The 7,862-nt window shown below is 38.0% G+C and carries 10 protein-coding genes and 1 pseudogene; 10 read left to right on the forward strand and 1 reads right to left on the reverse strand.

Annotated elements, in window-relative coordinates; translation table 11 throughout:
- The first annotated feature begins 160 nt into the window (after nucleotides 1-160).
- From J7E66_RS29175 to J7E66_RS32170, 3 genes are all read left to right on the forward strand, one after another.
- Entirely contained in the window at nucleotides 161-1,615 is a 1,455-nt protein-coding gene (locus tag J7E66_RS29175) for an NADP-dependent glyceraldehyde-3-phosphate dehydrogenase (protein WP_215006876.1), read from the forward strand.
- Nucleotides 1,616-2,148: 533 nt separating this feature from the next.
- The gene (locus tag J7E66_RS29180) at nucleotides 2,149-2,574 is read left to right on the forward strand and encodes a sulfatase/phosphatase domain-containing protein (RefSeq protein WP_251033198.1); all 426 of its coding nucleotides are present in this window, start codon (nucleotides 2,149-2,151) and stop codon (nucleotides 2,572-2,574) included.
- Nucleotides 2,562-2,702, forward strand: coding sequence for a sulfatase/phosphatase domain-containing protein (locus J7E66_RS32170; RefSeq protein WP_251033199.1), 141 nt, complete (start codon nucleotides 2,562-2,564; stop codon nucleotides 2,700-2,702). The genes J7E66_RS29180 and J7E66_RS32170 overlap by 13 nt, the downstream gene beginning before the upstream one ends.
- Before the next feature lie 152 nt (nucleotides 2,703-2,854).
- Here J7E66_RS32170 and J7E66_RS29185 read toward each other — a convergent pair whose 3' ends face one another.
- Nucleotides 2,855-3,175: a helix-turn-helix domain-containing protein gene (locus J7E66_RS29185; protein WP_215006879.1), complete on the reverse strand. Its 321-nt coding sequence runs from the start codon at nucleotides 3,173-3,175 to the stop codon at nucleotides 2,855-2,857.
- Between the two features lie 10 nt (nucleotides 3,176-3,185).
- Here J7E66_RS29185 and J7E66_RS33010 point away from each other — a divergent pair, with 10 nt between their 5' ends.
- The 7 genes and pseudogenes from J7E66_RS33010 to J7E66_RS29220 all read left to right on the forward strand — a co-directional run bounded on the left by J7E66_RS33010 (nucleotide 3,186) and on the right by J7E66_RS29220 (nucleotide 7,581).
- The gene (locus J7E66_RS33010) at nucleotides 3,186-3,362 is read left to right on the forward strand and encodes a YolD-like family protein (protein ID WP_483861503.1); all 177 of its coding nucleotides are present in this window, start codon (nucleotides 3,186-3,188) and stop codon (nucleotides 3,360-3,362) included.
- A 52-nt stretch (nucleotides 3,363-3,414) separates the two neighbouring features.
- Nucleotides 3,415-4,257 (forward strand): lyase family protein, encoded by an 843-nt coding sequence (locus J7E66_RS29195; protein WP_251033200.1) that lies wholly within the window; start codon nucleotides 3,415-3,417, stop codon nucleotides 4,255-4,257.
- A complete protein-coding gene (locus J7E66_RS29200) occupies nucleotides 4,247-4,606 on the forward strand; it encodes a lyase family protein (protein WP_215006885.1) in 360 nt (119 codons plus the stop codon). Before J7E66_RS29195 ends, J7E66_RS29200 begins: the two co-directional genes overlap by 11 nt.
- A gap of 18 nt (nucleotides 4,607-4,624) precedes the next feature.
- Nucleotides 4,625-5,119 carry a PTS sugar transporter subunit IIA gene (locus tag J7E66_RS29205; RefSeq protein ID WP_215006888.1) on the forward strand — a complete coding sequence of 165 codons (495 nt, stop codon included), beginning with the start codon at nucleotides 4,625-4,627 and terminating at the stop codon, nucleotides 5,117-5,119.
- A gap of 13 nt (nucleotides 5,120-5,132) precedes the next feature.
- Nucleotides 5,133-5,505 (forward strand): annotated as a pseudogene (locus J7E66_RS29210) (malic enzyme-like NAD(P)-binding protein); the annotation flags it as partial.
- Between the two features lie 571 nt (nucleotides 5,506-6,076).
- Nucleotides 6,077-6,802, forward strand: a complete 726-nt coding sequence (locus J7E66_RS29215) for a ZIP family metal transporter (RefSeq protein ID WP_215006892.1) — start codon at nucleotides 6,077-6,079, stop codon at nucleotides 6,800-6,802.
- A 104-nt stretch (nucleotides 6,803-6,906) separates the two neighbouring features.
- Entirely contained in the window at nucleotides 6,907-7,581 is a 675-nt protein-coding gene (locus J7E66_RS29220; protein ID WP_215006895.1) for an MBL fold metallo-hydrolase, read from the forward strand.
- Nucleotides 7,582-7,862: the final 281 nt, after the last annotated feature.

A 7,862-nucleotide genomic window follows, 5' to 3' on the forward strand; every position in this document is an offset into this window, starting at 1 on the left:
TTTATGGATGAAAGAGCTTTGTAATAAATGTGAATTGGACGATATTTAATGATGAAATCTGTTTTTTAATAATACTATTATGTTTTTTTTATAATTAAGAGACTGAAAATTATACCTATTCAATCATATTGGTATTCACCTACTTAAAGGAGGATTTATTATGTCGATAAACGTATTATCTTTAAAAGCTTACAATTTTTATATAAATGGGGAGTGGAGAGAAAGTAAGTCTGGTGAAACTATTAAAATCACTTCACCTTATCTTTATGAAGTTATTGGAAAAGTGCAGGCGGTTACGATAGAAGAGATAGATAAGGCAATTAATTTTGCTCATGAGGCACAAAAAATTTGGGCAGAAACTTCCCTTCAAAAACGAGCAAAGTTTTTGTATAAATGGGCAGATGAATTAGTGGACATGCAAGATGAAATTGCTGAAATCATTATGAAAGAAGTAGGAAAAAGTTTGAAAGATGCAAAGAATGAAGTCGTACGTACTGCGGATTTCATTCGTTATACGGTCGAAGAAGCAATGCATATGCATGGTGAAAGTATGAAGGGAGATAGCTTCCCAGGCGGATCTAAATCTAAGATTGCTATTGTTGAACGTGTTCCACTAGGAGTAATACTAGCAATCCCTCCGTTTAACTATCCCGTAAATTTAGCTGCTGCTAAATTAGCACCGGCACTCATTTCAGGTAATGCAGTTATCTTTAAACCAGCTACACAAGGAGCTATTAGTGGTATTAAAATGATTGAGGCTCTTCACAAAGCAAACTTTCCAAAAGGTCTTGTCAATATCGTGACAGGTCGTGGTTCTGTCATTGGTGATTACTTAGTTGAGCATAAAGGTATTAATATGATCTCCTTTACAGGCGGGACAAATACTGGTATTAGTTTAGCGAAAAAAGCAGGAATGATTCCACTTGTACTTGAGCTTGGCGGGAAAGACCCTGGTATTGTACGTGAAGACGCTGATTTACACGAGGCGGCGAAACATATTATCAGCGGTGCGTTTTCTTATTCCGGTCAACGTTGCACAGCTATTAAACGTGTATTAGTGCATGAAAGTGTAGCAGACGAGATAGTATCCATTTTAAAAGAAGAAATCGAAAAATTAGCTGTAGGTTCTCCGGAAGAAGGCAACACAGTTGTCCCGTTAATTGATGATCAATCCGCTGACTTTGTTCAAGGATTAATTGAGGATGCCATTGAAAAAGGTGCAACTCTTGTAACAGGAAATAAGCGTGAACGCAATTTAATTTACCCTACTCTTCTTGATCATGTGACAGAAGACATGGCCGTAGCTTGGGAGGAACCGTTCGGACCTGTGCTGCCAATAATCCGTGTATCCTCTGATGAAGAAGCGATCAATATTGCGAATGAATCTGAATTTGGTTTACAGGCAAGTGTCTTTACCAAAGATATTAATAAAGCATTTGCGATTGCGAATAAAATTGAAACAGGCTCAGTTCAAATAAACGGACGTACCGAACGCGGCCCGGATCATTTCCCATTTATTGGTGTAAAAGGATCCGGTATGGGAGCGCAAGGTATCCGTAAGAGTATTGAATCGATGACGCGTGAAAAAGTAACTGTATTAAACCTTGCTGAGTAATCTCAAAAGTAATTTTATTCTCTCAAAAGAGGGGTCCCAATTAGTCCCCTCTTTGTTACATTTCCTTTTAAAGAGACTGAAGCATTGACATAATTTCACTTAGGGTAACGAAGTTCTGAAGAAAAACAAGACACAGACAACCAAGGCCATCCCAATCATTTATAAAGGCAATTTTAACACAATTAATTTTAGTTTAGTTAGTCATGGACTTCTCATTACATTGTAGAACTAGCCACACCTTAGAAGTAGGATTCTCTTATTGTGTTTTTTTGTAGTTAGTTCGTAATTAGTATACCTAATTTAATACCTTACTACTTAAAAGGGTGGTACAAATTTTTATAAAAAAACAAAATATCAAATGTTATAATTGTTATAATTTTTTCTGCAATGTATTTAATACACTAGTCCAAGTAATACTGCAATAGGATATTTCTTATCGCAACATGGCTTGAATTATGATAAGCGGAAATTAAATGTGTACTACATCGAGGGAAAATGCCGAAGGCGGATGTTGAATTTGCAGGTACCCCTTATTGGAGCAAAACTACAGTCGAATCGTTTCGCGAACAGGAGAAGGTACGATTGATATGTACGAAGAGTCTATACGGATGCCTTTTCTCATCCGGTACCCGAGAGAGATTAAACCGGGTTCTGTGACAGAAGCGATGGCGCTGAACGTGGATTTTGCCCCCACCATCCTGGATTTTGCCGGAGTCAGGATTCCTAAAGACATGCAGGGCCGGAGCTTGCGGCTGTTATTCAACGGAACAATTCCCATGGGTTGGCGAACGTCTGTGTATTACCGGTATTGGATGCATCTTGATAAATACCATAACGTTTATTCCCATTATGGTATTCGAACGCATCGCTACAAGCTAATCTATTATTACGCCCAAGCATTAGGCACATCGGGGTCAAAAGAGAAACAAGACCTCCTGAATGGGAATTGTTTGACCTAAAAAATGATCCCTATGAAATCAAAAATCTTTATACAAACCCGGAATATTCAAACATTGTAACACTATTAAAAGCGGAAATGAAGAGATTGCAGCAAGCATTACTCGATGAACCGGTTTATGAAACATAAATCCACAACTTAATTTGGAGTCAGCTTTACAATCTAGTATCCTTAATTATCTAGCCACTCGGCTAGTTTTTTTTATTTTGTGGGTGTGGTAATTGTACAAGCTACTCTAGGAATAGGGTTGAAACATCTATCTGGTGTCCAGTCATGCTAAACTACTTTGGAGACATGGATGTTAATTTCTTAAACATTCGAGAAAAATAGGATGTATCATAATATCCCAGGTACTCGGAGATAGCTACAACAGTCATATCGGTATTTAACAAAAGATTGCAAGCTTCCATCACCCGTAATTGATGGATGTATTTAATAGGAGATTGACCAATCACTTCTTTGAATACAGAAATAGTGTATCCTGGCGACCGGTGGATTAATTTCGCCAGATGTTCAATTTCTATCGGTTTTCGATAGTTTTCAGAGCGCCAGCCACTGCCGTTACTAAGCGAATTCGATACGGAGGAGTTTGACCAGCGCATAACCTACGCGATGCAGTATAAGCTAGCGGTGATACTCTCCGTGTGGGATGACGGCTTTACTACGGACATAACCGGAAACATTAACCGCATTGATCCGATAACTCATCAGCTACGCGTTGAGGTAAAGCCTGGCGAATATGAACGGGTGGCATTCGAAGATGTGTGCGGAGTGACTGTCGTAGATTAGGCTGATTGAGAAATAAAAAAAGCGCCATTTAGACGCTGTAAACTTGGAACAAATGGAGATCATTCAGCAAAAGATAGGCCATGGATTTGTTCCTTTTTTGAAAGTTTTGGTTAAAGCATGTGATAAAGAAAGTGGAAAATATATTCACTATGGAGTAACAACTCAAAATATTCAACAAACCGCTCAACTACTTATAATGAAAAGAATACACGATAAGTTCTTAGAGGTAGTTGGCGAAATTCTACAAAATTTAGCTAAATTGGCTGAAGAAAATAAAGATACCATTTTACCTGGTAGAACCCATGGCAAACATGCTATTCCCATAACATATGGATATAAGGTATCTGTTTGGATAAGTGAGCTGCTAGCCTCTGTTGAAAGAATGGAGGAAGTACAAAAAAGGGTATTTAATGTCATGATGGGCGGGGCTGTAGGAGCTTTTAACTCATCAGGAAAAGTAGGACGAAAAGTGCAGGATCGAGTGGCTGAATTATTAAATATGTATTCCATGGACATCCCTTCTAGAAATATAAGCACCCATAAAGTGGAATATATCATGAATCTCTCTTTACTAGCGAGCACCTTCCATAAAATAGCGGAAGAAGTTTACTATACTTCAATTGAAGAGTTTGGTGAAGTGTCTGAAAAATTCCAATCGGGTACAGTAGGCAGCAGTACAATGCCTCATAAGATCAATCCGAAATTATCGAAAGGAATTATTGCGAATTCTCAAAAGCTATATTCATTAGTGTCAATGGGCCTCTATTCATGCCCAAGACCATTCGAAGGTGATAGTACTTCTTATATGCTATTTGATGCGACCTTAGAAGAAGCCCTTTCTTTCAACAGAGATCCTTTTAAGAGGAGAGGAATTAACGAGAACGTTGACTATTAATCAGGAAAATATGCACAAAAATGTATTACTAAATAATGATCTTGATAATAGTGAATATGTCATGATGGAAATAGCAAGGAAATTAGGGAAAGATGAAGCCCATTCTTTGGTGTACCAGTTAGTTATGAAATCCTATTTAGAAGGAAGGAACTACTTTGACGTACTGAGCGAAAATCCAATAATAGCAGAGGCCTTTACAGAGGAACAAATCAGGGAGATGCTTGATACTAAGAATTATATTGGTCTTTCAACACAATTAGCGGAAGAATTTTCACTTAAGGCAATAAATGTAAGCAAATCTATACAGGAAAAGAATTATTCTAGTTGTTTGGTTGCTAGTAATAAATAATGATTAGAGGTTATAAACATGTTTAAAAAATTATTTAAAAAAGAAGTAAGAAACGAAGAAATTTTTGCACAGGTTTCAGGAGAACTAGTTAAGTTAGAAAATGTTCCAGATCCCGTTTTTGGTCAAAAAATTATGGGTGAAGGTATTGCGATTAAACCTTCAAATGGTCAAGTTGTCGCACCTGTAGATGGTGAAATTACGTTAATCGCTGATACAAAACATGCTTTTGGAATTAGAACCGAATTAGGGGAAGAAATTCTTGTTCATATTGGGTTAGAAACTGTTTCACTTAAGGGTGAGGGTTTTCATGTCCTTGTCAAAACTGGAGACAAAGTGGTTAGAGGTCAAACCATTGTTGAAGCGGATCTAGACTTTATAAAAAAAAGTGGATGTAACACTATTATACCGATGGTTGTAACCAACAGTGCAGAAGGCAAATTTAAGTTCGACTGGGAAGATTCAAAGCAAGTAATAGCTGGAGATACAAAAGTATTTACAACCAAATTAAAATAGACATTGTAAAACTGACCCAGATAAAATTGTGGAGGTAGTTAAATTATTAGAGCCGACCTTTGGAGGAGTCAATTTAGAAGATATCGCTGCACCGCAATGCTTTGAAATAGAAGAGCGTTTACGAAAAGCTTGCGATATTCCTATGTTCCATGATGACCAGCACGGTACGGCTATTGTGACTACTGCTGGATTAATAAACGCTCTTAAACTGGCAGATAAAAACATAGAGGATATTCGTGTCGTGGTAAACGGTGCTGGTGCCGCTGGCGTGGTCATTGTTAAGCTGCTGCTCCATAAAAGAGGCTAAAGAAGCGGGGGCACTCGTAGTAGGGACAGGACGCTCTGATTTCCCAAATCAGGTTAATAACGTCCTCGCATTTTCTGGTAAGCCAGAGACAAATTGATGAGTGTAGGAAAGCAAGATTGTGAAGAATTGTACTTAAAGTAACGGGTGCGTTAGTTCAACAAGCAAAGTAGCAGTCAAAATAATTATCTTGATCTTCAGCAAACGGGCGCAATTCTGCAGCAAGAATTGTGCCTTTTCTTTATGTTTAGGGCCATTTAATTGAGTAAGAGATTGCTACATAAACCCCAAATTTAAAACGCATTCCTTCGGGGGTGCTTTTTTAATTGTAGTGAAAATTATGCTTAGCTAGCCATTAAAACCCTGCATCAAACGTGGTTTCTTTAACCTTACTTGAGCAAGATATTGTGATAGATGGAGAGTTGGAGCGCGTATCCAATTTAAGTAAACACTGTAAAAAGCCCACGTATAATGCGTGGATGATACGCTATAACTTGAAGAGGATTTTTATATGACTTAAAAATTGATTTATCATTTTTGCGCTTTCTAGGGAAGAGGACGATTTTAAGAAATTTGTATAAATAAGAAAAACTGTCTTTTTATATAGGGGTTGTACATATAATGCATTAATAATTTGATAAAGGTGGTTTCTTGTGGAGATAAACCTTGGAATATTTATTAGTGCATTAGGTACAGTCCTGGGGGCGGTCCCTGCTTTGTTATTAAGCAATGTGTCTCACCGTGTTAAGGATAATTTATTGGCTTACAGTGCAGGGATTATGGTAGCAGCTTCGACTTATGCATTAATTCCATCTACTTTAAAGCTGTCAAACATGTTTGTTTTGACAATTGGAATTTTACTTGGGACTGTAACTCTTACTTTATTAGAAATTACGTTACCACATGTAGAGGTTGATCACAGATCACATCCTTCTCAACAAGCAAGTCCACTTCTATTAATAGCTACTATGGCTATACATAACATTCCAGAAGGAATTTCGGTAGGAGTTAGCTATGCCAGTCATTACGAGGATCTTGGATCCCTTGTTTCGTTTTCCATTGGACTACAAAACATACCGGAAGGATTTCTAGTTTGCATGTTCTTGGTTGCAAATCAAATTCCAAAGCCATCAGCTTTTTTGTATACAGCTTTTACAGGAGCTATTGAATTATTTTCATCATTTATCGGACTACAGTTAACGGATCAATATCTTGATGTAGTTCCATATGGATTAGCGTTTGCAGCAGGTGCCATACTTTTTGTTGTCTATAAAGAGTTAATTCCAGAAAGCCATGGAGATGGGAACGAAAGATCAGCGACATTTTCTTTTGTCATAGGTTTATTAACCATGATTTTTATTACAGATTTGTCCATGTAATTACTAAAGGCATTCGTTATCAATATACAACCGGAAAATATATTAATTGATTTTATGAAATAATGGCTTTCCATTAAAATATATTGTTAGAGAGGTGATAAAACATGGTGTCAAACGTGGGTGTCAAGTCGGTTGTACTGGAAGTCAGCGCGGGTTCTTATTCATTTATTGTTCATGCGGCACTACTGTGGGACGAAAAAGATGTAATCTTGGTTGATACTGGAACACCTGGTCACGCTAAACTTATTCAAGACACACTTAATCGGGAGTCCAATTTTTTCGAAAGGCTAACAAAAATCATTATCACACATCAGGACTATGATCATATCGGCAGCCTGCCAGAACTGTTGGCTAACACTGATGAAAGGTTGGTGGTGCTGGCTCATCCACTGTCAAAGCCATACATAATGGGAGATCTGCCATTGATCAAAGGTGGGCCCGAGGTGGAGCCTTCTAAAGTTGATATTTCATTACAGGATAGTGAGATACTTCCTTATTGCGGTGGCATCCAGGTTATTTATACACCGGGTCATACGCCGGATCATATCAGTCTTTACCATCAGCCCACCAAGACACTGATCTCTGGGGATGCATTGACTGCGAAGGATGGCGTGCTTATGCCACCGATGCCGGAGTTTACGCTGGACATGGATTCAGCTCTGAAATCGGTGGCTAAACTGATCGAATTAGACATTGAGACTGTCATTACCTATCATGGTGGCGTCTGTACAGACCGGATTAAGGAGAGACTCACTGCAATTGCAGAGGGAAAAGGATAGACATAAAGAATTAATTGCTTCACTGTCGGCGTTCTCTAGCGGTAAATTAGAGCTGTCTATATGGCAGCTTTTTATTATTGTGCTGATAAAATTAAAGAACAAAAACTACATATCCAAACTGAAACAGACCCCACTGGGACTACGGAAAATTTACAACTATGGTTCACCGTAGGGCAAAAATTATAAAACTTACCTTGTTGAACTGACGGGTGCGATGCTTCATTTAAAGAAGGATCGCTTTTTCTTCTTCAAGTAACGGAGCAGTTTAGCATTCCTGTAGA

This window comes from Bacillus sp. ISL-7, assembly GCF_018613065.1.

Coding starts and splice junctions, on each gene's coding strand:
- J7E66_RS29175 (WP_215006876.1), top strand. CDS start 161: ATGTCGATAAACGTATTATCTTTAAAAGCTTACAATTTTTATATAAAT.
- J7E66_RS29185 (WP_215006879.1), bottom strand. CDS start 3,175: ATGCGCTGGTCAAACTCCTCCGTATCGAATTCGCTTAGTAACGGCAGT.
- J7E66_RS33010 (WP_483861503.1), top strand. CDS start 3,186: ATGCAGTATAAGCTAGCGGTGATACTCTCCGTGTGGGATGACGGCTTT.
- J7E66_RS29195 (WP_251033200.1), top strand. CDS start 3,415: ATGGAGATCATTCAGCAAAAGATAGGCCATGGATTTGTTCCTTTTTTG.
- J7E66_RS29205 (WP_215006888.1), top strand. CDS start 4,625: ATGTTTAAAAAATTATTTAAAAAAGAAGTAAGAAACGAAGAAATTTTT.
- J7E66_RS29220 (WP_215006895.1), top strand. CDS start 6,907: ATGGTGTCAAACGTGGGTGTCAAGTCGGTTGTACTGGAAGTCAGCGCG.